The sequence below is a fragment of the Streptomyces sp. PA03-3a genome (assembly GCF_033792735.1).
Taxonomy (GTDB): Bacteria; Actinomycetota; Actinomycetes; order Streptomycetales; family Streptomycetaceae; genus Actinacidiphila.
The window spans coordinates 139,731-161,638 of record NZ_JARAVM010000011.1; the positions used below are offsets into that span (position 1 = coordinate 139,731).

Sequence of the window (21,908 nt, forward strand, 5' to 3'; positions counted from 1 at the left end):
AGGGCCCTCGGGGGCGGCTACCCGCCGGTCACCACGGGTCAGGACAGCAGCCGGGCGAGCCGCTTGAGGCCGCGGTACGCCGCCGTGCGGACCGCTCCCGCCCGCTTGCCCAGCACCCGGGCGGCGGACGCCGCGTCGAGCCCGACGACGACGCGCAGCAGGACCGCCTCCGCCTGGTCGGGCGGCAGCGAGGCGATCAGGGAGAGCGCGCGTTCGGTGGCGAGCGCCTCCAGCGCGCGGTCGGCGGTGTCCTCGGCCGCGGGGAGGTCCAGCAGTTCGGCGTCGAGCGGGCTGACGCGGGGCCTGGCGTCCTGGCGCCGCAGATGATCCAGGGCCCGGTGCCGGGCTATGGTCGCCGCCCAGCCACGGAACCCCGCCCCGTCCCCGCGGAAGCGGCCGAGGTCGCGGGCGATTTCGAGCCAGGCCTCGGAGGTGACGTCCTCCGCGTCGTCGCCGACGAGGCCGCGCACATAACCGAACAGCAGCGGCTGGAGAAGCCGGTAGACCACCGCGAAGGCGTCCTCGTCCCCGCCCTGGGCGCGCCCCACCGCTGCCCCGAGCTCCATGTCGCGGTCGGTCCGCGGATCGTGGCGCCCCCCGTTGCTGGCCACACCGTCCCCTCGGCTCGCCGGCATCCCGCACAGCGTGGATTCGCACTGAATCGTCACACCTGTCGGGCCGCCCTGGCGATGGGTGTGACATTTTCGGCCTCGTAGACGCTTTAACAATCAGAAGCGGCCGAAGACGCTCCTGTGGGGGGAGGCGGACTTCGGCCGCTTCACCTAAATGCGCCCCGCGCGGCGGCTCAGCCCGCCCTGTCGGCGAGGGCGGTGAAGTCCTGCCAGCTCAGAACGGGCCGGCCGGGGTCCCAGAGCTTCTGGGTGAGCGCGCGCAGCGGCATCCGGATGCCGGCCGCGACCTCGTCCTCGGTCTGGGCGTCCGCCCGGTCGCACCAGACGGCCAGCCGCGCGCCGACGATGCGGTCGGGTCCCGCGAACTCCGCGGGCACGGCGGCGTCCCGGTAGACGACGGCCGGGGTCCACTCCTCGTAGATGCGCCGTCCGCTGGGGTACGGGAAGTTCTCCGGTGCGCCGAGGACGTAGTAGAGGTACCAGGAGTTGAGGTTGAGCAGCTGCCTGCCCTGGCGCAGGTAGTCCTCGGGCAGCCGGCCGCGCAGTTTGTTGCTGGACCAGTAGGCCACCACCCGGTCGGGGTCCGCGGTGACCCGGGCGCCGTCGGAGAAGCCGTCGTTCCAGGCCTCGACCCGTTTGCCGAGCGACCGCAGCGTGGCGGCGCGGTCGTTGAGCCAGCCGGCCGCCGCGTCGGCCACGCCCGCGTCCGGGCCGTACCGCTCGCGCGCGTACGCGGTGATCTGCGGGAAGGACGCCTCCGGGTCGTCCGCCACGAGCGGCCCGTACTCGTCCCCGCCGATGTGCCAGTACGTGCCGGGGAAGAGCGGCGCGTACTCCTCGATCAGGTCGTCGACGACGTCCGCCGCGCCGGGCCGGGAGATGTCGAGCGCCCCGCGCACGGGCGTGCCGTCCGCGGAGCGCAGCTGGAGGTCCGGGTGGGCGTCGAGCACCGCGCCCATGTGGCCGGGGCTGTCGATCTCGGGGACGACGGTGATGTGCCGCCGCGCGGCGAGGTCGACCACGGCGCGGATGTCCTCCTTGGACAGGTGCCGGGCCGAGACGATCTCGGGGTGGCTGTCGCTCTGCACGCGGAAGCCCTGGTCGTCACTGAGGTGGAGGTGGAGCTGGTTGTACTTCAGGTCCCCCAGCTCGCGGACCCTGGCCTCCAGCCACCCACGGGTGAAGTACTTGCGGCCGATGTCGATCATCAGCCCGCGCTCCTGGCGGTCCGGGCGGTCCTCGACGGTGCCGGCCGGCACCCGTCCGGTCGAGCGGATCGCCTGCAGCAGGGTGCGGGTGCCGTAGAAGACCCCGGCGTCGGTGCCGGCGCGTACTGTCACCCCGTCGGCCGACGTTGTCATCTCGTACGACTCCGGCCCCGAATTACTCCGTTTGAGTGAAAGTGAGATGTCCCCCGGCCTCGCCGGCCCGCCGGCGTACGGCCGTCGGAGCTCCTCCGCGAGCAGCCGCGCCTCGTCCTCCACAGTGCTCCCGGCGGGCGCCACCACCCGCGAGCCGGGTCCCGGCACGAAGGCGGCGGTGCCGGCGTCGGGGACGAAGGAACGGACGGCGGGGATCGACGGGAACCCGGCGGACCTGCCCGCATCCCCCGCCCGCGGGGCGCCGGCGGCGGTGGTCCCCGCGGGTGCGGCGAGTGCCGGACCGGCCCCGAGCACAGCGGTCAGTACGGCCGTCGCCGCGCACGTCGAGGCACGTTTCGTCCGCTTCTGCCACATGATCCAAATTTATGCCCGTTATGGGAATCTCGCCGTGCGGACCAGGGGAAGACGTGCACTTTCGTTCCCGTACGAGTGAAATTCGTGCATCCGTCGGACAGGGCCGAACATAGGCCGATACGGTGGTCGTCACTCGTCGTCCCACTGTGGTTCACGCCGCGCAGCCGCCCAGCGGTTCCCCCCACCGCCACCGTTCCCTCCCAGGAGCCCACCGCTGTCCAGCGACACTCCCGCCGTCCCGCCGCGGGCACCGGCGCACCTGCCCGCGCAGTCGCGCGGCCGGGTGACCCGGCCGTCCCCGGCGGCCCGCCCCGGCCTCCCCCACGGCCTGCGGCGGCTCAACGACGCCTCGCCCGGGGCGGCCGAGTCCGTCCTGCTGACCTGCTGCGGCAGCGTGCGCTGGGCCCGCCGGGTCGCCGCACACCGTCCCTATCCCGACCTGGACGCGCTGCTGGCCGCCGCCGACGAGGCCGCCTACGACCTCACACCCGCCGACCTCGCCGAGGCCCTCGCGGCCGAGGCGTCGGGCGCCCCGCCGGACGCCGCCCCCACCCGCGGCAGCCTCGCCGCGCACACGGCGCTGCGCGCCGCGCAGGCCGCGTACGAGGCGCGCTTCGGCCACGTCTTCGTGCTGTCCCTCTCCGGGGTGCACCCCGGAGAGTCCCTCGACCGGATGCTGGCGTCACTCCGTCAGCGGCTCGCCAACGACCCGGACGAGGAGCGGGTCACGGCCGCCGAGGAACTGCGCCGGGTGACCCGGTCCCGCCTGACGCGACTGGCCCTCGGGGACGCATCCGGCGGGCCCGGGGTTCCCGGCCGATACACCCACACGTGCGGGATCGATCACACCTGAAGGACCCGGCAGGACGTAGCCGACAAGCCGTCGCTACGATGGCCAGGGCCGGTGGACCGTACCCGGCCGGGCCGACCGACCAACGAAGCCGGCAGGCCCCACATCCGCTCCCGGAGGGTTTTTTCCGTGCCGGCTGGAACGTTGTACCGCGGCCGGGAAGGCATGTGGTCATGGGTGGCTCATCGAGTCACCGGTGTCCTCATCTTCTTCTTCCTGTTCGTCCACGTCCTCGACACCGCACTCGTGCGCGTCTCCCCCGAGGACTACGACAAGGTCGTCAACACCTACAAACAGCCCATCGTCAGCCTGCTCGAGTACGGGCTGGTCGCGGCTGTCCTCTTCCACGCTCTGAACGGCCTGCGCGTCATCGCCGTCGACTTCTGGTCCAAGGGCCCGAAGTACCAGAAGCAGATGCTGTGGACGGTCGTCGGAATCTGGGTCGTGCTGATGATCGGGGCCATCTACCCCGTCCTCGGCCACGCCGCACGAGTGCTGTTCGGGAGCTGAGCGAAGCCATGTCCGCAACCGACCACGTGGAGCTCAGCTCCTCCAGCGCCGCCTACGGCCCCGACAACCCGGCCCCGGTCATCGAGCCGCCGCGCGCCCGGACCAAGCGCACCCCGCGCAGCACCCGGACCAACTTCGAGATGTACGGCTGGCTCTTCATGCGCCTGTCCGGCATCGTCCTGGTCGTCCTGGTCATCGGTCACCTGCTGATCCAGCTGGTCCTCGACGGGGGCGTGACCAAGGTCGGCTTCGCCTTCGTCGCCGGCCGCTGGGCCTCGCCGTTCTGGCAGACCTGGGACCTGATCATGCTGTGGCTGGCGATGCTGCACGGCGGCAACGGCCTGCGCACCGTGATCAACGACTACGCGGAGCGGGACAACACCCGGTTCTGGCTGAAGATGCTGCTCTACACCGCGACCGCGTTCACCATCATCCTCGGCACGCTGGTGATCTTCACCTTCGACCCGAACATCCGCTAGCCAGGGCTGGACAGGGAAGCGACCCCTCATGCAGATCCACAAGTACGACACCATCATCGTCGGCGCGGGCGGCGCCGGCATGCGCGCCGCCATCGAGGCGACGAAGCGCAGCCGCACCGCCGTGCTGACGAAGCTCTACCCCACCCGCTCCCACACCGGCGCCGCCCAGGGCGGCATGGCGGCGGCCCTCGCGAACGTCGAGGACGACAACTGGGAGTGGCACACCTTCGACACGATCAAGGGCGGTGACTACCTGGTCGACCAGGACGCCGCCGAGATCCTGGCGAAGGAGGCCATCGACGCGGTCCTCGACCTCGAGAAGATGGGCCTGCCCTTCAACCGCACCCCCGAGGGCCGGATCGACCAGCGCCGCTTCGGCGGCCACTCGCGCAACCACGGCGAGGCCCCGGTCCGCCGCGCCTGCTACGCGGCCGACCGCACCGGCCACATGATCCTCCAGACGCTGTACCAGAACTGCGTCAAGGAGGGTGTGGAGTTCTTCAACGAGTTCTACGTCCTCGACCAGATCATCGTCGAGGAGGACGGCGTCAAGAAGTCCGCCGGCGTCGTCGCGTACGAGCTGGCCACCGGCGAGATCCACGTCTTCCAGGCGAAGGCCGTGGTGTACGCCTCCGGCGGCACCGGCAAGTTCTTCAAGGTCACCTCCAACGCGCACACCCTCACCGGTGACGGCCAGGCCGCCGTCTACCGCCGCGGTCTGCCGCTGGAGGACATGGAGTTCTTCCAGTTCCACCCGACCGGCATCTGGCGCATGGGCATCCTGCTGACGGAGGGCGCCCGCGGTGAGGGCGGCATCCTCCGCAACAAGGACGGCGAGCGCTTCATGGAGAAGTACGCGCCGGTCATGAAGGACCTCGCCTCGCGTGACGTCGTCTCCCGGGCGATCTACACCGAGATCCGCGAGGGCCGCGGCTGCGGGCCCGAGGGCGACCACGTCTACCTCGACCTGACGCACCTGCCGCCGGAGCAGCTCGACGCCAAGCTCCCCGACATCACCGAGTTCGCGCGGACCTACCTCGGCATCGAGCCCTACACGGACCCGATCCCGATCCAGCCGACCGCGCACTACGCCATGGGCGGCATCCCCACCAACGTCGAGGGTGAGGTCCTGTCGGACAACACCACCGTCGTCCCGGGCCTGTACGCCGCCGGCGAGGTCGCCTGCGTCTCCGTGCACGGCGCCAACCGCCTCGGCACCAACTCGCTGCTGGACATCAACGTCTTCGGCCGCCGGGCCGGCATCGCCGCCGCCGAGTACTCGGCGGACCACGACTACATCGAGCTCCCCGAGGCCCCGGCGCAGTTCGTGGTCGACCAGGTCGAGCGGCTCCGCGCCTCCACCGGCAACGAGCGGGTCGCGCAGCTGCGCAAGGAGCTGCAGGAGACCATGGACGCCAACGTCATGGTGTTCCGCACCGAGCAGACCATCAAGACCGCCGTCGAGAAGATCGGCGAGCTGCGCGCGCGGTACCGGAACGTGTCGGTCCAGGACAAGGGCAAGCGGTTCAACACCGACCTGCTCGAGGCCATCGAGCTCGGCAACCTGCTCGACCTGGCCGAGGTCATGGCGGTCTCGGCCCTGGCCCGCAAGGAGTCCCGCGGCGGCCACTACCGCGAGGACTACCCGAACCGCGACGACGTCAACTTCATGCGGCACACGATGGCGTACCGCGAAGTGGGTGCCGACGGCGCCGAGTCGATCCGTCTCGACTACAAGCCGGTAGTGCAGACCCGCTACCAGCCGATGGAGCGTAAGTACTGATGAGCACCGCGACCCTCGACAAGGTCGAGGCCGAGGCCCAGGCCTCGCCCTACATCACGGTCACCTTCCGGATCCGCCGGTTCAACCCGGAGATCTCGGACGAGGCCACCTGGCAGGACTTCGAGCTGGAGATCGACCCCAAGGAGCGGGTCCTCGACGGTCTCCACAAGATCAAGTGGGACATGGACGGAACGCTGACGTTCCGTCGCTCCTGCGCCCACGGCATCTGCGGCTCCGACGCCATGCGCATCAACGGCCGCAACCGGCTGGCCTGCAAGACCCTGATCAAGGACATCAACCCGGACAAGCCCATCACCGTCGAGCCCATCAAGGGCCTGACGGTGCTGAAGGACCTGGTCGTCGACATGGACCCGTTCTTCCAGGCCTACCGGGACGTGATGCCCTTCCTGATCACCAAGGGCAACGAGCCGACGCGCGAGCGCCTGCAGTCCGCCGAGGACCGCGCGCGCTTCGACGACACCACCAAGTGCATCCTGTGCGCCGCGTGCACGTCGTCCTGCCCGGTCTTCTGGAACGACGGCCAGTACTTCGGCCCGGCGGCCATCGTCAACGCCCACCGCTTCATCTTCGACTCGCGTGACGAGGGTGGCGAGCAGCGGCTCGAGGTGCTGAACGACAAGGACGGCGTGTGGCGCTGCCGCACCACGTTCAACTGCACCGACGCGTGCCCGCGTGGCATCGAGGTCACCAAGGCCATCCAGGAGGTGAAGCGCGCGCTCATCACGCGTCGCTTCTGATCCCCTCCGCCGAGGCCCTCGGGCGTTCACGGGGTCAGCGCACGCCGGATCTGCCTGCGGGTGACCGTGTGGTCGACGCGCCCGTCGAGTCTGCGCAGCTCGTCCCGGCCGGCCCCGCCGTCCAGCCGGGCCAGGGCCCGTATGCCTGCCGCGGCGACGACGGTCTTGACCGGGGGGCGCTCGACCAGGGCCCCCAGGACGCGGACGGTCTCCGGGTGGAGAGGCACGATGGGGGACGACAGCAGCCAGGCCAGTCCGCGGACGGCGGTGACGTTCCAGGGGTCGTGGGCGCCCGCCTCGGCGCTGCCGCCGTGGGTGGCCAGGGCAAGCCAGGGGGTGGCGGTGCGGCGTACGGTCTCGGAGCCGACGCCGTCGATGACCGCGGCGGCCGCCCGGTCCCAGCGGGCGCCGGGGCGCGGCCCCGCGGCGCGCAGATGCGGGATCAGCCGCCGCCAGGGGACGCCGAGTTCCGGCAGTTCGGCCAGGACGCGGTCGGACCAGGGCTCACCGGGGTTGAGGGGCGGCTCGGGGAGGCGGTCCAGCAGGAGTCCCGCCCAGCCGAGACCGTGGTGCGCGCACCGGCGGATCATCCCCACGACCTCCGCCGACAGAGGACGTCCCGCGTCGAGCAGCGCCTCGGCGACGACGGGCATCTCGTCGCCGCAGTTGAACCAGTACGACCGGCGGGCGATGCCCTCCAGCATGTCGTGCCAGCCGCCGCACCACGCGTCGTGCACGAAGCCCCGGGACACCGCGGCCAGCAGCACCATGACCCGCTCGTACCGGTCGGGCGTGGAGCCGGGCGTGTCGGCACGATCGACGAGCAGCCTCGCGAGGGCCACACGTCGTTCGCGGGGCATCGCCCTCAGCCGGGACACCGCCGCGTGGCCCTCGCAGTCGGCGGCCGACAGCAGGTGCCCTGCCAGCTCGGTCACGTCCCCCTTCGCCGCGAGCCGGGCGATGAGGGCGATCCGGCCCGGGTCCTCCCAGGGCGAGCAACCCGGGGTCCGCGCGCGCTTCACAGTCGGCTCACGATCGTCGGGTCGGTGATCTCCGTGTCGCGGGCGAGAAGCAGCGCCTTGGCGAGGATCACCGGCAGCATGGGGTCGCCCTCGAAGGGCAGGGGCCCGGGGACCGCACCGGCGGTCGCGGGCGGGACGACGCACAGATGGCGGTCGTCCGGGGACATCAGGACGTTGCCGGAGCCCAGATGGATCCGGTACGTGTGCCGGTCGCCGCGGACGCGCAGGAAGCGGCCCTCCACCGCGCAGCGGCCGGCGATGGCCAGACGCGGCACGAGCCGGGACACCACCTCGCGGCGGGTCGCGGCGCAGGGGGTCAGCTCGCCGGAGACATAGGACGCCCAGTAGGCGCGGAAGCGGCCGTCGGGGCCGCCGTCCTGCCAGGTGGGGTCGTTCCCTATGCCGGCGGCGCCGACGAACAGGTCGACGTCGCGCAGGACTTCGCTGAGGACGAGCGGCGGGACGTCGGCGGGCCGGAGCCGGCCGGCCCGGCTGCCGGAGGCGGGGGCGTCCAGCGGGAGGAAGCGCACCTGGTCCGTGCCGATGAGCGCGGGGCCGCCGGGGCAGTCGCCGCCCTCGTCCCCGTCGACGCCCTGGATCCGCAGCTCCGCACGCAGCCCCCACTGCGGGAGTTCGCGCGTGGCGTGCGGGAGGGCGTCCTCGCCGGGCGGGCTCGGGCGGTACCGCCAGCCGCGGGCGGCGGCCAGCGCTGCGAACGGGTGCTGCCTCAGGACGTGCGGGGTGGCGAAAAGGCGTGCGGCGTCGGCGGGGCCGTACACCTCGCGGTGGGCCTGCCGGAAGGGCTGTGTGACGCCGTGCCGTTCCAGCCACTCCCGCCAAGCCGTGATCTCCGCACGCTCGCGCCCCAGCGGGTGCCACAGCGCCACGGCCCGGCCGCCGGCTACGGGGACCGGCTCACCGTCGAGGGCGCGCAGCCCGCCCTCGGCCCAGCCGCAGGCCACCCCGTCGACCGTCCACAGCAGGCGCCGCGCGAGGGTGCCGAGCAGCGGGTGGTCGGCAAGTCCCCGACGCCAGTGCGCGTACGGCAGGGCGCGCCGCTCCGGGAACTGCCGGTCCAGCCGGCCGGCCTGCGCCGCCAGGGTCCGGTCGATGTCCCTGACGGCCGTCCGGAGCCGCGTCAACTCCCCCGCGTGGTCGCGCCGCACGGCGGCCGGGGCGCCCTTCAGGGCCTTGCCCGTCGCGTTCCGCCAGCCCAGCACGGCCCGCCCGTCCCGGATCCCCAGCTCCGCGGTGACCCCGCCCAGCCGCTGCGCCACCCCGAGCCCGTACCCGGGCACCGCCGGCCCCTCGACGTCCCCCCACGCGATCACGCTCACCGTCCACCCCCATGCGGCGACCCCACGTCCCCCATCTCCGCCGAGCGTAGGACCGCCCTCTGACAACGCGCCGCGCTTCCCCCGTTCGGCGCAGGCGCCCCGGATGCGCTGGGCCGACCGGCGTCCTCGGCGGTGGCCCCGGTTCGATTGCGGGGGGTCGCAGCTTGTACCGTCCCCCCATGGCCGCGACACCCCCCACACCGCCGCGACGTGCCGTCCTCGGGCTCGGCGTGGCTGCCGCGCTGCTTCCCGCCGGGAAGGCGGTCGCGGCCGCCAGATCCGTGGTCGGGGGCGAGCGGCTGGGACGGCACGGCGTGCAGGTGGCCGCGGGGGCGCCGAGGCTGCCGGAGACGAACTCCCTGTCGTGGATCGTGGCGGACGCCGACTCCGGTGAGGTGCTGGCGTCGTACAACGCGCACCGGCGGCTGCCGCCGGCGAGCACGCTGAAGATGCTCTTCGCGGACACCCTGCTGACCCGCTTCGACCGCCGCAAGCGGCATCAGGTGACGCACGCGGACCTGGCGGACATAGGAGCCGGGAGCAGTCTGGTCGGGATCGAGGCCGGCATCACCTACACGGTCGAGCAGCTCTGGCTCGGGGTGTTCCTGCGGTCGGGGAACGACGCGGTGCACGTGCTGTGCTCGATGAACGGCGGCATGGAGAAGACCGTCCGGGACATGCGGGCGCGGGCGCGGGAACTGCAGGCGAACGACACGCACGTGGTGAGCCCGGACGGCTACGACACGCCCGGTCAGCTGTCCTCGGCGTACGACCTGACGCTCTTCGCCCGGGCGGGGCTGCGCAACCCGGACTTCCGTCACTACTGCCGCACGCAGGTCGCGCGCTTCCCCGGGGAGAAGGGCGAGACCTTCGAGATCCAGAACACCAACCGACTGCTCGGCGAGTACGACGGCATGATCGGGGTGAAGAACGGCTACACCACCAACGCCGGGAACACCTTCACCGGCGCGGCGGAGCGCGACGGTCGGACGCTGCTGGTGACCGTGATGCACCCCGAGTCGGGGTACGACGAGGTGTACCAGGAGGCGGCCGACCTGCTGGACTGGGGCTTCGACGCGGCGGGCCGCGTCGAGCCGGTCGGGGAACTGGTGCCGACGCTGAGCCAGATGCGCGCGATGGCCGGCGGCCCGCCCGCCGACGGCCCCGGCCCACGGCCCGCGGCGGCGGCCGACGGGTCCGGGGGGTCCTCGTGGATCGGCCCGGCGGTGGAGACCGTCCTGGTGGCGGCCGTCGCGGCGTTCGTCCTGGCGATCAGGCGCCGCCCGCTGCCGCAGCGTGCGGCGGCGGGCCGGGGCGACGCCCGGCCGCGCGGGCGCGGCTCGAGCCGCGCCCGCTGAGACCGCCGCCCCGCGGCCGGGGTACGCGACCTGGTACGCGGCTCACCCGGCGAAGGTCCCGTAGGCGGCGACGACCAGCGCCAGCAACCCGGTGAGCGCCGCCACGGCGGGCAGCGGCCAGCGGGAACGCTCCAGCGCCTCGATGCGGTCCTCGTGCTCGCCCAGCACCTTGTCGGTCTGGTCGGCGCGTTGCAGGAGCAGGGCGAGATCACCCCGCGTGGTGGCGAAGCCGACGTCGACGGAGCGGCGCAGGCGCTCGAGTTCGATGGCGAACTCGAGGGTGTCCTCCTGATGCGTGGTCATCCGCGCCACCGCCTCGGCCAGGAGGGCAGCGGCGGCGCGACGACGGCGAGGGCGACGCCGCTCTGGACGAGGGTGCGTACGGTACGGCGGTCGGCGTCGGTCATGTGGTCTCCTTCCTCTTCGGGACGTGCGGTGGTCCCAACGGTGCGGCCGGGGACGCCGTCCGCGACGGCGCAGCCGGGCATGCGCTGCGCGTCTTCGCGGTGCCGGCGGTCGGCCGCCGTCCAGCACGAAGCGGCGGTCCGTCACCCGGTCCCGGGCACAGCTCCGCCGCTGCATCCATCGTGATTGATTGCGCTCGCGCGCGCAACTTGAATGGCCCAGCCGTGGCCGGATCCGTCGCCCGACCGTGCCGCCCGAGGATTGGCCGCACCCGAAAGTGGTGAACACGTGTTTGAAGGACGTCTGGATCCGGCGACGCTCGACCGCCGCTCGGCACCAGGGGGCAACGGGGAGGGAGTGCCGTGCCAGGCACGGAGGACAAGCACGAACCGGTGGGGCACCGGGCGCGGGAGCGCACGCGGGAACGCGTACAGGAACACGCAGGGGAACAGGCCCGGCCGTCCGCTCCGCCCGCCGCGCGGACGCTGACGGAGGAGGAGGCCCGAGGGCTCATCGAGGAGATCGTCCAGGCGTGCCTGCCCGAGGGTCTGGTGGCCGTCACCCGCTCCCACCTGGAGGAAATCACTCTGCGCGCCTACGCCCACGGCTGGCAGGACGCGATGAGCCAGTACGGGGAGGAAGCGGAGACGGAGCAGGAGGACGACGTCGCCCGCCCCGGGCCGGGGGATTTTCCGCGGCTCGTGGGCCCGGCACGCGACCCGGCGCCCGCCCCGAAGGGGTCCGCGCCCGCACCCCGGCCGCGACGCCCGCGCCGCCCGCCCCGAGGTCTGCCCGGGGCGGACATGACCTGACGCCGGCCGTTCCCCGGACACGACGCCGCCCCGCGTACCTCCTCGGGTGCGCGGGGCGGTGCATGGAGCTGTCGTCGCGTCAGGCGCGCCACGTGGGCGCTTTTCGGCCACGCGCCATCCTTTCGGCGGCGAACACGTCCTCCAGCCGGTACAGGCTCGCCCGGCCGCTGCGTCCGGCCGCCGCCAGGTGCCCGTGCTGCACCCACTTCCGGATCGTGGCCGGGGCGACCCCCGTCTCCCGTGCGGCGGACTCACCGTTGATCAGGGTCGGGCCGGGGTGCCGCGGGCTCGTCACAGGGCCTCCCGGTCCACGAGGCCGGCGATCGCCGCCGGATCCAGGGGCAGTTGCCCCCATGCGGTCTCGGTCCAGGCATGACGGTGCGCGGGGTCGTGCGAACAGCCGCAGTCCTCGTCCGTGCAGCGGCACCCGGGGTTCACGCAGAGCACCGCCCTCCGGGCGGGAAGGGCCCGCAGCGAGACCGAGTCGCACCAGGGGCAGCGCCCCTCCACCCGGACCAGGACCTCGGTCTCCCCCAGCGCCGAACCGCAGCGGCGGGCCATGCGGCGGCATTCGTCCAGGACGTGCGCGGCCAGGACGGGGTGCTCGGCGACCCGGTCGAGCAGGCCCGCGATCCGGCCCAGCCGCTCGGGCACCGGGGCGCGGCGGGCACGGCCGAGGCCGAGCCTGTCCCGGACGGCCTCCTCCAGTTCGACGACGCCGTCGGTGATGTCCCGGAGGGCGTCGGACACATGGAGCCGCAGCGGAGCGGCGCCCCCGCCGAGCACCCACTCGCGGTCGGCCCGGTCCTCCCGGTCGCGTTCCGCGAGCAGGCGCAGCGCCTGCGGCGTGAGCGGGTCCCGGGACGCGGCGGAGGAGCCGGGGCTGCCGGGAGCCAGTTCGCGGACGAGCTCGGGGAACTGGCGCCGGAGGACGTCGAGCCACCGGGCGGCCCGGGCGGTGTGCTCGGTGGCGCTGTTGCGGGGCACGTGACGGTTCCTTTCGTCGCGGACGGCGGTCCCGGGGCTCACGCGGACAGGCCGGGCGCCGGCGCCGCCGCGACCACCCGGCCGTTGCGCCACGGGCGGCCCGCGCGGACGCCGTCGAAGCAGCGGCGCCCGGGGCCGGCGGCCTCCTCGCACACCGCGCGGATCGGGCACCGGCCGCAGGCGTGCAGCGCCGGCAGTGCCCGCGGGGCGTTCCGGGCGAAGACGACGGAGGGCGGCGGACCGGCACAGGCGGGCGCTCGCGGGGGCTGGGGTTCGTACGGGGAACGTAAGGACACGGCGGTCGGACCCTCCGACGGTTGACGGTGCTGAATTCGAACACATTTTCGCATGTTGCGAACGCGCACGCAACAGATGTGTTCCCGGCGCAGGCCTGGGGCATGTGATTCAGGAATATGCCTGACCCTCCCGCCCCCTCCGGACCAGGGGCGGCCCGAACACGGGATCTTCACCGATGCGGCCGTGCGACGGTGCATTGCGTGCGCGCACGCTGGTTATCGTGAAGAGGAGAGGGAGGAGCCCCACAGGTGCCGAGCGATGCCGACCACATCGAAGAGTTCGCCGACTGGATCGAAGGCCTCATGCGCGGCCGGGGGTACGACATCGACAGCCCTCGCGGGGGCGGCAAGTCGAAGCTCGCGGACGACGCCGGGGTGCACCGCGCGGCCATCACACGCCTGCTGCAGCGGCAGAGCATGCCGGATCTGGAGACGATGCGCGGGCTGGCCCGCGCGCTCGGCATCCCCGTGCGCGACGTGCTCGTCCGGTCGGGCAAGCTGACCGAGGACGATCTTCCCCGGCCGGACGCCCACGCTCCGGGCACCGCCCCCGCCGGACCCCGGATGACCGCCGCGCAGGCGGCGGACGCCCTGGGCATCCCCGAGCACCTGAAGGCGGCGTTCATCCAGGTGACGGAGCAGTTCACGCGTCCCGACCGCGCCGCGGACCTGGGAGCGGGAGACCGCGCGACGGGCTGAGCGTCAGTTGCGGGCGACCCAGACCTGGTTGAGCTGCTCCTGGTAGTAGAACGAGGTCAGCCCGAACGCGGGCGCCAGCAGCAGTCCCTTGAGACCGGAGACCGTGTCGTGGAGGCCCGCGCGGCGCTGGGCGCGGGCGATGCGGCAGCCGGTGTTGTAGAGCGAGACGACGGCGGGCACGAGCAGCAGCGCGCCGAGGCTGACGGCGAGCACGGCGAGGGCGGGCCGGACCTTGATGCCTGGGTCGAACTCCCGCAGTTCCTTGTTGGCCCGGTAGTACCAGACGAGCCAGTACACGCCGAAGGTCAGCGGCCCCAGCAGCCAGACGGCCTCGGGGCGGCGCATGTCGCCGGACGGCGTGGCGAGCCCCACGCCCCCGGAGACGGGGAAACCCGGGAAGGGCCCCCGCGGGTAGGGGAGGGTCCGGTAGCGGTCCTCGTTGAACATGCTGCCCCCAGGTCGTGCCTTCGGCAGTGACGGAGCGGTTGCGTGCCGAAGAGAAGGTAAAGCTACTCGGCGGTTCGGCGGCCTGTCAGCGGGGAACGCTCACAAATTTCGCACAGGATGTCGGATCTTCCCGGATCCTGTGTTCAGTCGGCCTCGGCCACCACCATGACGCGTCGCAGCAGGTCGGAGAGGTACCGGCGTTCCTCGGCGTCGAGGGTGCCGAGCAGCCGGTACTCCTCGTGGCCGAGCACGTCCATGGCGCCGAGCCAGGTGGCGCGGCCGGCGTCGGTGAGCTCGACGTCGATGCGCCGGCGGTCGGCGGTGGAGTGGGTGCGCCGGACGTGGCCGCGGGCCTCCAGCGCGTCGAGGCGGCCGGTGACGGAGGCGGGTGCCAGGTCGAGGTCGGCGGCGAGTTCGGACGGGGCGGCGCGGCCGCCGCGCCCGGCGAGGGCGTGCAGGGTGTCGAACTCGTGCCGCTGCAGGCCGAAGTCGACCAGTGACTGCTCGCGGATCTTGCGCAGATGGCTGGTGACGAGCTTCATGCGGGTGACGGCGCCCTCGACGTCCGGGTCGAGGTCCGGCAGCACGGGCAGCCAGCGCTCCACGTGTCCGTCGGTCCAGTCCCGTTCCACCGCGGAGTCCTCGGCGTCGGTGTCGGCATCGGCTTCCATGGCCCGAATCCTACGGCGCAATATATTTCGGTGGCGAATGATTCGTCACCGAAATACATTGCGGTGCCATGACGCCCACACACCCTCTCCGGCTCCGCGGCTTCCGGCTGCTGTTCGCCGGGCGCACGCTGTCCCTGCTCGGCGACGGGGTCGTGCCCGCCGCACTGGTCATCGCCGTCACCCGGGCGACCGGCGACGTCTCGGCCCTCGCCCTCGTCCTGGCCTGCGCGATGGTGCCGAAGCTGCTGCTGCTCCCGCTCGGCGGGGTGGTGGCCGACCGCTTCGACGCCCGGCGCGTGGCGGTCGCCGCGGATCTCGCACGCTGCGCCGCCCAGCTCTTCGTCGGGCTCGAACTGCTGGGCGGCGACCCGTCGCTGGGCCCCATCGCGCTCGCCGAGGCGGTGGGCGGCACCGCCTCCGCCTTCGCGATGCCGACCCAGTCGCCGCTGGTCGCCGGCACCGTCACCGACGGGGCGGCGCGGCAGCGGGCCAACTCCCTGATGGGAGTCGCGAACAGCGCGACCCGGCTGTGCGGCCCGGCCCTCGCCGCGGCGCTGATCTGGGCCGCCGGTCCCGGCCTCGCCTTCGTGCTGGACGCCGCCTCCTTCGCGGTGAGCGCGGCACTGCTGACGGTGCTGCGGGTCGAGCGGACCGCGCTGCCGCGCGCGTCGGTGCTCGCCGACCTCAAGGAGGGCTGGGGCGAGGTCCGCTCGCGCGACTGGTACTGGACGAGTCTGGTCGCGCATGCCGCGTGGAACGGTGCGGCAGCGGTCCTGACGACCCTCGGCCCGGCCGTCGCGATCCATCGGCTCGGCGGCGAGGGCGTGTGGTTCTGGGTGCTGGAGGCCGGGGCGATCGGTCTCGTCCTCGGCTCCCTGCTGGCCGCACGCGCCCGGCCGCACCGCCCCGTACTCGTCGCCAACCTGGGCCTGGCGACGTACGCACTGCCGCTGGTCCTGCTGGCCCTGGCCGCCCCGGCCCCGCTGCTCATCGCGGCGTACGGGCTGGCGCTCGCGGCGCTCGGCTACCTCACCCCTGTCTGGGAGACAGTCGTCCAGCAGCAGGTGCCGCCGCAGGCGCTGGCCCGGGTCACCTCCTACGACTGGCTGCTGTCCCTCGCCGCGATGCCCGCGGGCTACGCGCTGGCCCCGCTCGCCGCCGGCCTGTGGGGTCCGGCGGTCCCACTGGCGGTGTCGGCGGCGCTGGTCGCGGCCGCCTGCCTGGCGACCGCGGCGGTACCGGGGGTGCGGGCGATCGGCGTGGTCCGCGCGGAGCCCGCCGCGGCGGCCCCGGTCGGCGACCGGGCCGCGAAGGGCTGACGGCCGCACGGCGGCACGTCGGCCCCCACGGCCCCTGCGGGAGACCGCACTTCTCGCTTGAACATGTTCAAAAACAGGTCTACATTCATCGGCAACGGGTTTTGAACACGTTCGAAAAGGGTGGGACCCATGGACCTCACGGTCGTCGCATACGTCATCTACCTGCTCGTCAGCGTCGCGCTGACGGTGTGGGTGGCCCGGACCCTCAGCCGGGCCGGCAAGGTCTTCCTCGAAGACGTGCTCCACGGCAACGAGAAGCTGGCCGACGCCGTCAACCACCTGCTGGTGGTCGGCTTCTACCTCGTGAACCTCGGCTTCGTGGCGCTGTACCTGAAGAGCGCCGACCGGGTCGGGAACGCCCGCGAGCTCTTCGAGGCGCTGTCGGTCAAGCTCGGTGTCGTCCTGCTCGTCCTCGGGGTGCTGCACCTGGGCAACGTGTACGTCCTCAACAAGATCCGCCGCCGGGGCGTGATGGACCGCGAGCAGGTCCCGCCCGTCCGCCCGCAGGGCTGGACCGCCCCCGCGCGGCCCGGGGCGTGACGGCGATGGACCGCACCCCAGCGACCGGGGCCGCTCCGGCGGCCCCGGTGCCGGTCCGTCTGCTGACCGTCCTGTACGACCCGGACTGCTCGCTCTGCTCCTTCGTCCGCCGCTGGCTGGAACGCCAGCGGCAGATCGTGCCGCTGGACCTCGTCCCGGTCGGCTCCGACGAGGCCCGGCGCCGATTCCCCGAGCTGGACCACACCGCGACCCGGCGCGAGATCACCGTCGTCGGGGACTCGGGGCAGGTCTACCGGGACGACGCCGCCTGGCTGGTCTGCCTGTGGGCCCTGGCCGAGTACCGCCCCATGGCGCACCGTCTCGGCACCCGCGCCGGAGCGCCCGTCGCCCGGGCCGCCGTGCTCGCCGCCGCCCGCTACCGCGAGGCGCAGTGGGGCCGCGGGGCCGCGGCGACGGGCTGGGGCGGCCGGATGTACACCAGCGGCGAGGGCTGGTCCTACGACCCCGAGCGGGGCTGGACGCACACCGCCCCGGACACCGCCCCGGACGCCTGCGCGGACGGCTGCGCCCCGCCCGGTTAGGCTCACCGACGTGGAAGAAGCACCCCCTGGCACGGCCCCCGGCTCGACCCCCGGGACGCCCCGGCCCCCCAAGAGCGAGCAGACGCGCGCCCTGATCCTCGAGACGGCCATGCGGCTGTTCGAGGAACGGGGCTACGACAAGACGACGATGCGCGCCATCGCCAAGGAGGCCGGGGTCTCGGTCGGCAACGCCTACTACTACTTCGACGGGAAGGAACACCTCGTCCAGGGCTTCTACGACCGCCTCGCCGCCGAGCACGAGGCAGCGGTCCAGGGAATCCTGGACGGCGGTGGGGACCGTGACCTGGCGGCGCGGCTGCTCACCGTGATGACCGCCTGGATCGACGTCGCCCGCCCCTACCACCAGTTCGCCGCGCAGTTCTTCAAGAACGCCGCCGACCCGGCGAGCCCGCTCAGCCCCTTCTCCCCGGAGTCGCACCCGGCCCGCGACGCGGCCATCTCCATCCACGAACGGGTGCTCTCCGGCTCCGACATCAAGGTCGACGCGGAACTCGCCGAGGTGCTGCCCGAACTGATGTGGATGTACCAGATGGGCATCGTCGTCTACTGGGTCTTCGACCACTCCCCCGACACCGAGCGCACCCGCCGGCTGGTCGCGCGCACCGCGCCGCTCGGCGCGCGGATCCTCAGGCTCTCCCGCTACCGGCTGCTGCGGCCGATCGTGCGCGAGATCCGCGAGCTGCTCACGGAGTTCCTCTTCCGGCGCTGAGCCGGCCGGCCCGCCGCCCGCCGGGGGCACCGCCCCGGTCAGCCCACTGCGGGCTCGGCCAGCACCGCCCAGACCGTCTTGCCGTACCGGCCGCGCTCCCGGACGCCCCAGGTGTCCGAGAGCGCCTGCACCAGCCGCAGGCCGCGCCCCGACTCGTCGCCGTCGCCCGCGTCGCGCGGCACGGGGCGGGACTGGGCGCCGCCGTCGGACACCTCGACGACGCACGAGCCGTCGGAGTGGACGGTCACCGCCACCTCGAACTCCCGCTCCAGGAGCGGGCTGTACCGTACGGCGTTGGTCGCCAGCTCCGACACGACGAGGACGACGGACTCGACGGTCTCGCCCTCCTGCTCCCAGCCCTCGAGATGGTCACGTACCCTGTGCCGGGCCAGCCCGACCGACGTGGGATGCCGGGGCAGCCGGAACGCACTGCGCCTCAACAGGTCACTCTCCCCATGAGCGAACGCCCCCCTTCCGTTGCGCCATCCCTTACCAGTTTCGACGCGGGGAATGCGTTCCGTGCCAGATTGTTCGCCCTCGGTGAGAGGTTTCCGGCCACATTCAGACGCGCGGCCGTCAGGCCCGGGGCGAGGCGAGGGTCACGATCGTGATGTCCGAGGGCGCGCCCACACGGACCGGCGGGCCCCACGCCCCCGCACCACGGGTCACGTACAACTGGGTGTCGCCGTACGTTTCCAGACCGGCCACCGTGGGGTTGGCCAGTTCCGCGATGTAGTTGCCGGGCCACAGCTGCCCGCCGTGGGTGTGCCCGGACAGCTGCAGATCGACGTGGTGCCGGACCGACTCGTGGATCATCACCGGCTGGTGGGCGAGGAGCACCACCGCGCGCGAGGTGTCCCGGTCGCCGAGCGCCGTCGTGTAGTCGGGGGCGTGGTCGTGGTCCGCGCCGCTGATGTCGTTGACCCCGGCCAGGTCGAAGCCGGCGAGTTCGGTGCGGGCGTTCTCCAGCGGGTGGACGCCGAGATCGCGCACGAAGTCGATCCAGGGCGCGGCCCCGGAGAAGTACTCGTGGTTGCCGGTGACGAAATAGCTCCCGTCCCGCGCCCGGAGCCGGGCCAGCGGCTCGGCCGCGGCACCCAGTTCCCGCACCGAGCCGTCGACCAGGTCGCCGACGATGGCGACGAGGTCCGGGCGGGCCCCGTTGATCGTGTCCACGATCCGCTGGGTGTGCGCCCTGCCGAGGATCGGGCCGAGGTGGATGTCGCTCACCACGGCGATCCGGTAACCGTCCGCGGCCGCGGGGAGCTTGGCGAGAGGCACGGTGACGTACTTCAGGCGCGGGCCGCGCAGCACGCCGTAGGTGCCCTGGCCGACCGTCACCCCCGCGGCGACGGCCGCCGCGGCGCCGACCGTACGCGCGACGAACAGCCGCCTCGTCGGCCCGGCGGACGCGGACTCGGGCCGCGGCTGCGGCTGCGGCTGCGGCTGCGGCGAGGCCTCGGACGTCTTTCCGGCGGGCTCGGCCGCGTCCTCGGGCGCGTCCTCGGGCGCGCCGGCCGGCCCTGCCGGCCCGGCCGGTTCTCCGGCTCCGGCGGTCTCGGCGGCCCGCACGCCCCGGGACCGCTCCCTGCGCTCCAGCGCGCCCCGCAGCAGAGGCCGTACGGCCTCGCCCGCCAGCACCGCCAGCGTCAGGTAGAGCAGCACCGCCAGCCACAGGTAGCCCGGCCAGGCCAGCCACCGTTCGGCCGCCAGCGGCAGCGTCCGCCCTCCGGTCAGCGCGCCCACGCTCAGCAGCGGCAGGACGACCGCCAGGACCGTTCCCGTCCGCCGCCACCAGCCGCCCGGCGCGGACACGTCGCGGACCAGCCTGCGCCACAGGTAGTAGTGCACCCCGCCGAGGAGGGCCAGGACGGCCGCGACGACGGCGACCACCACGAGGATCACCGGGCAGCCCGCAGCGCTCTCAGACCGCGGACGCCGAGGACGCCGATCGCGGTGCCGAGCACGAGCGAGGTGACCGCGAGCGCCAGGTGCACCCAGAAGTAGGTGGTGGGCGAGCCGTGGTCACCGCCCTCGAAGGCGAGCCCGCTGGCGTCCTTCCACAGGTTCTTGACGAACGTCGTCCATACGATCCAGCTCCACACCCCGAAGGCGGTCAGGAACCAGGAGACGGGGCGGCTGAGCTTCATGCGACCAGTATGCGGGCCGCCGTGCGGCCCCCTGCCGCGGGGTCGCCCCGCCGCCCCTGACGCGGGCCGCCGCCCAAGACGCCCGTGGGCACCGCCCGGTTGCACATCCGGCACGTGGGATCGGTCACGGCCCGAACGGCCCCCCACGCCTGCCGCTCGTCCCGGACGGACTGTAACTTCACATCGTGCCGAACTCCTCCCCCCGCGCCGCGCGCCGTTCCGCCATGGTGCTGTCCGCCCTCGCACTCGTCGGCGGTACGGCCCTGACCACCGCGCCCGTCGCGCACGCGAAGCCCTCCTCCCCGTCGGCAACACCGACGCCGCCCGCGCAGATGTCGGCGGTCGGCGGGGATCGGCTGGGGCAGCCAGGCACCCAGGTCAGCCCGCTGACCGGCGCCCCCGCCCTGCCCGGGAAGCTCACCTCGCGGTCGTGGATCGTCTCCGACGCCGAGACCGGGGAGGTGCTGGCCGCCCACAACCCGCACTGGAAGCTGCCCCCCGCCAGCACGCTCAAGATGCTGTTCGCGGACACGGTGCTGCCCAAGCTGGACAAGGCGCAGACCCACAAGGTGCTGCCCTCCGACCTCGACGGCGTCGGGGCGGGCAGCAGTCTCGTGGGCATCAAGGAGAACCTCACCTACACCGTCCACGACCTGTGGCTCGGGGTCTTCCTCCGCTCCGGGAACGACGCCGTCCACGTCCTGTCCTCCATGAACGGCGGCGTGGACGCGACCGTCCTGGAGATGCAGCGCAAGGCCGAGGACCTGCAGGCGGACGACACCACGGTGATCTCCCCCGACGGCTACGACATGCCCGGCCAGGTCTCCTCGGCGTACGACCTGACGCTCTTCGCCCGCTCCGGCCTGCAGAACGCGGACTTCCGCGAGTACTGCTCGACCGTGCGCGCCCAGTTCCCCGGCGGGTGGAAGAAGACCAAGGCGAAGAAGGGCAAGAAGGCCACCAAGAAGCGCTCGACCTTCGAGATCCAGAACACCAACCGGTTGCTCTCCGGTGACTACGACGTCCCGACCTACCAGGGCATCGCGGGCGTGAAGAACGGTTACACCACCAAGGCGGGCAACACCTTCACCGGTGTCGCCCAACGCGGCGACCGCACGCTCCTGGTGACCGTCATGCACCCCGGCGCGGGCCACAACATGGCCTACAAGGAGGCGGCGAAGCTGCTCGACTGGGGCTTCAAGGCGGACGGCATGGTCACCCCGGTCGGCATGCTCGTGCCCCCGAAGTCCGCCATCGCGTCGGCCTCTCCCTCGCCCTCCGCCTCCCCCAGCGAGAGGCCCCGGCAGCAGGTCGCCGCGCCCGCCTCCTCCGGTGGCGGCGGCGGGGCCTGGACGGCCCTCGCGCTCACCGGCGGCTCCGTCCTGGTCGTCGCCGCCCTGGCCTACCTCGTACGGCGGCGCTGGCCCCTGCCGCAGCGGACGGCGAAGGCCGCCATCCCCGCCCCGACCAAGCCCGGCGACGACGCGGCCGCGAAGCCCGCGGAGGCTGACGCGGTGAAGGACGGCGCCGAGAGGCCGGAAGCGGAGGACGAAGCCGCGGCGACGGACGCGGCCACGCCACCGAAGGAGGGCGCGGCCGAGGAGGGCGCCGGGAAGACCGAGGCCACCGCGGACCGCCCGGTCTGACGCCCGGCGGGCATGGGCATGATCCGCCATGCCCCGCTTCGCCGGGCCGGCGGCGTCCCACGTGGCCGTGCCGGAGGATCGTTCCCGTCGGTCCTGCGGCCCGGCTGCGGCCGGTGGCACACGCCACCGGCCGCAGCCGTCTCGTGCCAAGCGCACATGCCCCCGGCCAGGGGGCGCTCGACGGCGCACGTGCGGCTCG

Annotated in this window: 26 protein-coding genes; 13 read left to right on the plus strand and 13 right to left on the minus strand. The window is 73.1% G+C overall.

The annotated features are described in order from the left end of the window. Positions 1-38 precede the first annotated feature (38 nt). On the minus strand, positions 39-566 hold the full coding sequence (locus PV342_RS15930) for an RNA polymerase sigma factor (protein ID WP_500317611.1): 528 nt from the start codon (positions 564-566) through the stop codon (positions 39-41). Positions 567-805: 239 nt separating this feature from the next. Next, on the minus strand, positions 806-2,368 hold the full coding sequence (locus PV342_RS15935) for a beta-N-acetylhexosaminidase (RefSeq protein ID WP_500317538.1): 1,563 nt from the start codon (positions 2,366-2,368) through the stop codon (positions 806-808). Positions 2,369-2,651: 283 nt separating this feature from the next. Between PV342_RS15935 and PV342_RS15940 the strand changes: the two genes are divergently transcribed. From PV342_RS15940 to PV342_RS15960, 5 genes are all read left to right on the plus strand, one after another. Then, positions 2,652-3,221, plus strand: coding sequence for a 2-oxo-4-hydroxy-4-carboxy-5-ureidoimidazoline decarboxylase (locus PV342_RS15940; protein ID WP_500317540.1), 570 nt, complete (start codon positions 2,652-2,654; stop codon positions 3,219-3,221). 126 nt (positions 3,222-3,347) lie between these two features. Further along, positions 3,348-3,728, plus strand: a complete 381-nt coding sequence (sdhC, locus tag PV342_RS15945; protein WP_078620037.1) for a succinate dehydrogenase, cytochrome b556 subunit — start codon at positions 3,348-3,350, stop codon at positions 3,726-3,728. A gap of 8 nt (positions 3,729-3,736) precedes the next feature. Next, positions 3,737-4,207, plus strand: coding sequence for a succinate dehydrogenase hydrophobic membrane anchor subunit (locus PV342_RS15950; protein WP_386991537.1), 471 nt, complete (start codon positions 3,737-3,739; stop codon positions 4,205-4,207). Positions 4,208-4,235: 28 nt separating this feature from the next. After that, positions 4,236-5,990 carry a succinate dehydrogenase flavoprotein subunit gene (gene sdhA, locus PV342_RS15955; RefSeq protein ID WP_500317542.1) on the plus strand — a complete coding sequence of 585 codons (1,755 nt, stop codon included), beginning with the start codon at positions 4,236-4,238 and terminating at the stop codon, positions 5,988-5,990. After that, positions 5,990-6,748 carry a succinate dehydrogenase iron-sulfur subunit gene (locus PV342_RS15960; protein ID WP_018561261.1) on the plus strand — a complete coding sequence of 253 codons (759 nt, stop codon included), beginning with the start codon at positions 5,990-5,992 and terminating at the stop codon, positions 6,746-6,748. The genes sdhA and PV342_RS15960 overlap by 1 nt, the downstream gene beginning before the upstream one ends. Before the next feature lie 26 nt (positions 6,749-6,774). Here the strand turns inward: PV342_RS15960 and PV342_RS15965 are convergent, their stop codons facing one another. Then, positions 6,775-7,770: a hypothetical protein gene (locus PV342_RS15965; protein WP_500317544.1), complete on the minus strand. Its 996-nt coding sequence runs from the start codon at positions 7,768-7,770 to the stop codon at positions 6,775-6,777. Further along, complete coding sequence (locus tag PV342_RS15970) at positions 7,767-9,107, minus strand: DUF4132 domain-containing protein (RefSeq protein ID WP_400799028.1); 1,341 nt, start codon at positions 9,105-9,107, stop codon at positions 7,767-7,769. Before PV342_RS15970 ends, PV342_RS15965 begins: the two co-directional genes overlap by 4 nt. A gap of 179 nt (positions 9,108-9,286) precedes the next feature. Between PV342_RS15970 and PV342_RS15975 the strand changes: the two genes are divergently transcribed. Next, positions 9,287-10,465: a D-alanyl-D-alanine carboxypeptidase family protein gene (locus tag PV342_RS15975; protein WP_500317546.1), complete on the plus strand. Its 1,179-nt coding sequence runs from the start codon at positions 9,287-9,289 to the stop codon at positions 10,463-10,465. Between the two features lie 42 nt (positions 10,466-10,507). On the opposite strand, the gene PV342_RS15980 is transcribed toward PV342_RS15975, so the two are convergent. Continuing rightward, positions 10,508-10,768, minus strand: coding sequence for a hypothetical protein (locus PV342_RS15980; protein ID WP_329186107.1), 261 nt, complete (start codon positions 10,766-10,768; stop codon positions 10,508-10,510). 464 nt (positions 10,769-11,232) lie between these two features. Between PV342_RS15980 and PV342_RS15985 the strand changes: the two genes are divergently transcribed. Then, positions 11,233-11,682, plus strand: coding sequence for a hypothetical protein (locus PV342_RS15985; RefSeq protein ID WP_400799034.1), 450 nt, complete (start codon positions 11,233-11,235; stop codon positions 11,680-11,682). 79 nt (positions 11,683-11,761) lie between these two features. Here PV342_RS15985 and PV342_RS15990 read toward each other — a convergent pair whose 3' ends face one another. The 3 genes from PV342_RS15990 to PV342_RS16000 are packed head-to-tail and all read right to left on the minus strand — an operon-like array spanning position 11,762 to position 12,965. Next, the gene (locus PV342_RS15990; protein ID WP_400799037.1) at positions 11,762-11,977 is read right to left on the minus strand and encodes a MerR family transcriptional regulator; all 216 of its coding nucleotides are present in this window, start codon (positions 11,975-11,977) and stop codon (positions 11,762-11,764) included. Continuing rightward, positions 11,974-12,669, minus strand: coding sequence for a hypothetical protein (locus tag PV342_RS15995; RefSeq protein WP_400799039.1), 696 nt, complete (start codon positions 12,667-12,669; stop codon positions 11,974-11,976). Before PV342_RS15995 ends, PV342_RS15990 begins: the two co-directional genes overlap by 4 nt. Positions 12,670-12,707: 38 nt before the next feature. Next, complete coding sequence (locus tag PV342_RS16000; RefSeq protein ID WP_400799042.1) at positions 12,708-12,965, minus strand: hypothetical protein; 258 nt, start codon at positions 12,963-12,965, stop codon at positions 12,708-12,710. A 249-nt stretch (positions 12,966-13,214) separates the two neighbouring features. Here PV342_RS16000 and PV342_RS16005 point away from each other — a divergent pair, with 249 nt between their 5' ends. After that, positions 13,215-13,664 (plus strand): helix-turn-helix domain-containing protein, encoded by a 450-nt coding sequence (locus tag PV342_RS16005; protein WP_400799045.1) that lies wholly within the window; start codon positions 13,215-13,217, stop codon positions 13,662-13,664. Positions 13,665-13,667: 3 nt separating this feature from the next. On the opposite strand, the gene PV342_RS16010 is transcribed toward PV342_RS16005, so the two are convergent. After that, complete coding sequence (locus PV342_RS16010) at positions 13,668-14,111, minus strand: DUF4234 domain-containing protein (RefSeq protein WP_329186115.1); 444 nt, start codon at positions 14,109-14,111, stop codon at positions 13,668-13,670. 143 nt (positions 14,112-14,254) lie between these two features. Then, a complete protein-coding gene (locus PV342_RS16015) occupies positions 14,255-14,782 on the minus strand; it encodes a MarR family winged helix-turn-helix transcriptional regulator (RefSeq protein ID WP_386991520.1) in 528 nt (175 codons plus the stop codon). Positions 14,783-14,850: 68 nt separating this feature from the next. On the opposite strand from PV342_RS16015, the gene PV342_RS16020 reads away from it, so the two are divergent. From PV342_RS16020 to PV342_RS16035, 4 genes are all read left to right on the plus strand, one after another. Beyond that, complete coding sequence (locus PV342_RS16020; RefSeq protein WP_400799052.1) at positions 14,851-16,101, plus strand: MFS transporter; 1,251 nt, start codon at positions 14,851-14,853, stop codon at positions 16,099-16,101. A gap of 129 nt (positions 16,102-16,230) precedes the next feature. Next, on the plus strand, positions 16,231-16,641 hold the full coding sequence (locus PV342_RS16025) for a hypothetical protein (protein WP_018561253.1): 411 nt from the start codon (positions 16,231-16,233) through the stop codon (positions 16,639-16,641). 5 nt (positions 16,642-16,646) lie between these two features. After that, complete coding sequence (locus PV342_RS16030; RefSeq protein ID WP_500317550.1) at positions 16,647-17,183, plus strand: thiol-disulfide oxidoreductase DCC family protein; 537 nt, start codon at positions 16,647-16,649, stop codon at positions 17,181-17,183. Positions 17,184-17,193: 10 nt separating this feature from the next. Further along, positions 17,194-17,913, plus strand: a complete 720-nt coding sequence (locus tag PV342_RS16035) for a TetR/AcrR family transcriptional regulator (protein ID WP_386991512.1) — start codon at positions 17,194-17,196, stop codon at positions 17,911-17,913. Between the two features lie 38 nt (positions 17,914-17,951). On the opposite strand, the gene PV342_RS16040 is transcribed toward PV342_RS16035, so the two are convergent. The 3 genes from PV342_RS16040 to PV342_RS16050 form a co-directional block, all read right to left on the minus strand. Then, complete coding sequence (locus PV342_RS16040; RefSeq protein ID WP_089224374.1) at positions 17,952-18,356, minus strand: ATP-binding protein; 405 nt, start codon at positions 18,354-18,356, stop codon at positions 17,952-17,954. 133 nt (positions 18,357-18,489) lie between these two features. Further along, positions 18,490-19,818 (minus strand): metallophosphoesterase, encoded by a 1,329-nt coding sequence (locus PV342_RS16045; RefSeq protein WP_500317552.1) that lies wholly within the window; start codon positions 19,816-19,818, stop codon positions 18,490-18,492. Next, a complete protein-coding gene (locus tag PV342_RS16050) occupies positions 19,815-20,063 on the minus strand; it encodes an SCO4848 family membrane protein (RefSeq protein ID WP_391577444.1) in 249 nt (82 codons plus the stop codon). The genes PV342_RS16045 and PV342_RS16050 overlap by 4 nt, the downstream gene beginning before the upstream one ends. Before the next feature lie 224 nt (positions 20,064-20,287). Between PV342_RS16050 and PV342_RS16055 the strand changes: the two genes are divergently transcribed. Beyond that, a complete protein-coding gene (locus tag PV342_RS16055) occupies positions 20,288-21,709 on the plus strand; it encodes a D-alanyl-D-alanine carboxypeptidase family protein (protein ID WP_500317613.1) in 1,422 nt (473 codons plus the stop codon). Positions 21,710-21,908 lie beyond the last annotated feature (199 nt).

Bases quoted from the DNA above. Each gene is read 5' to 3' on its own strand.
- PV342_RS15930 (WP_500317611.1), bottom strand. From the start codon at position 566: ATGGAGCTCGGGGCAGCGGTGGGGCGCGCCCAGGGCGGGGACGAGGAC.
- PV342_RS15935 (WP_500317538.1), bottom strand. From the start codon at position 2,368: ATGTGGCAGAAGCGGACGAAACGTGCCTCGACGTGCGCGGCGACGGCC.
- PV342_RS15950 (WP_386991537.1), top strand. From the start codon at position 3,737: ATGTCCGCAACCGACCACGTGGAGCTCAGCTCCTCCAGCGCCGCCTAC.
- sdhA (WP_500317542.1), top strand. From the start codon at position 4,236: ATGCAGATCCACAAGTACGACACCATCATCGTCGGCGCGGGCGGCGCC.
- PV342_RS15960 (WP_018561261.1), top strand. From the start codon at position 5,990: ATGAGCACCGCGACCCTCGACAAGGTCGAGGCCGAGGCCCAGGCCTCG.
- PV342_RS15975 (WP_500317546.1), top strand. From the start codon at position 9,287: ATGGCCGCGACACCCCCCACACCGCCGCGACGTGCCGTCCTCGGGCTC.
- PV342_RS15980 (WP_329186107.1), bottom strand. From the start codon at position 10,768: ATGACCACGCATCAGGAGGACACCCTCGAGTTCGCCATCGAACTCGAG.
- PV342_RS16010 (WP_329186115.1), bottom strand. From the start codon at position 14,111: ATGTTCAACGAGGACCGCTACCGGACCCTCCCCTACCCGCGGGGGCCC.
- PV342_RS16015 (WP_386991520.1), bottom strand. From the start codon at position 14,782: ATGGAAGCCGATGCCGACACCGACGCCGAGGACTCCGCGGTGGAACGG.
- PV342_RS16020 (WP_400799052.1), top strand. From the start codon at position 14,851: ATGACGCCCACACACCCTCTCCGGCTCCGCGGCTTCCGGCTGCTGTTC.
- PV342_RS16025 (WP_018561253.1), top strand. From the start codon at position 16,231: ATGGACCTCACGGTCGTCGCATACGTCATCTACCTGCTCGTCAGCGTC.
- PV342_RS16030 (WP_500317550.1), top strand. From the start codon at position 16,647: ATGGACCGCACCCCAGCGACCGGGGCCGCTCCGGCGGCCCCGGTGCCG.
- PV342_RS16050 (WP_391577444.1), bottom strand. From the start codon at position 20,063: ATGAAGCTCAGCCGCCCCGTCTCCTGGTTCCTGACCGCCTTCGGGGTG.
- PV342_RS16055 (WP_500317613.1), top strand. From the start codon at position 20,288: ATGGTGCTGTCCGCCCTCGCACTCGTCGGCGGTACGGCCCTGACCACC.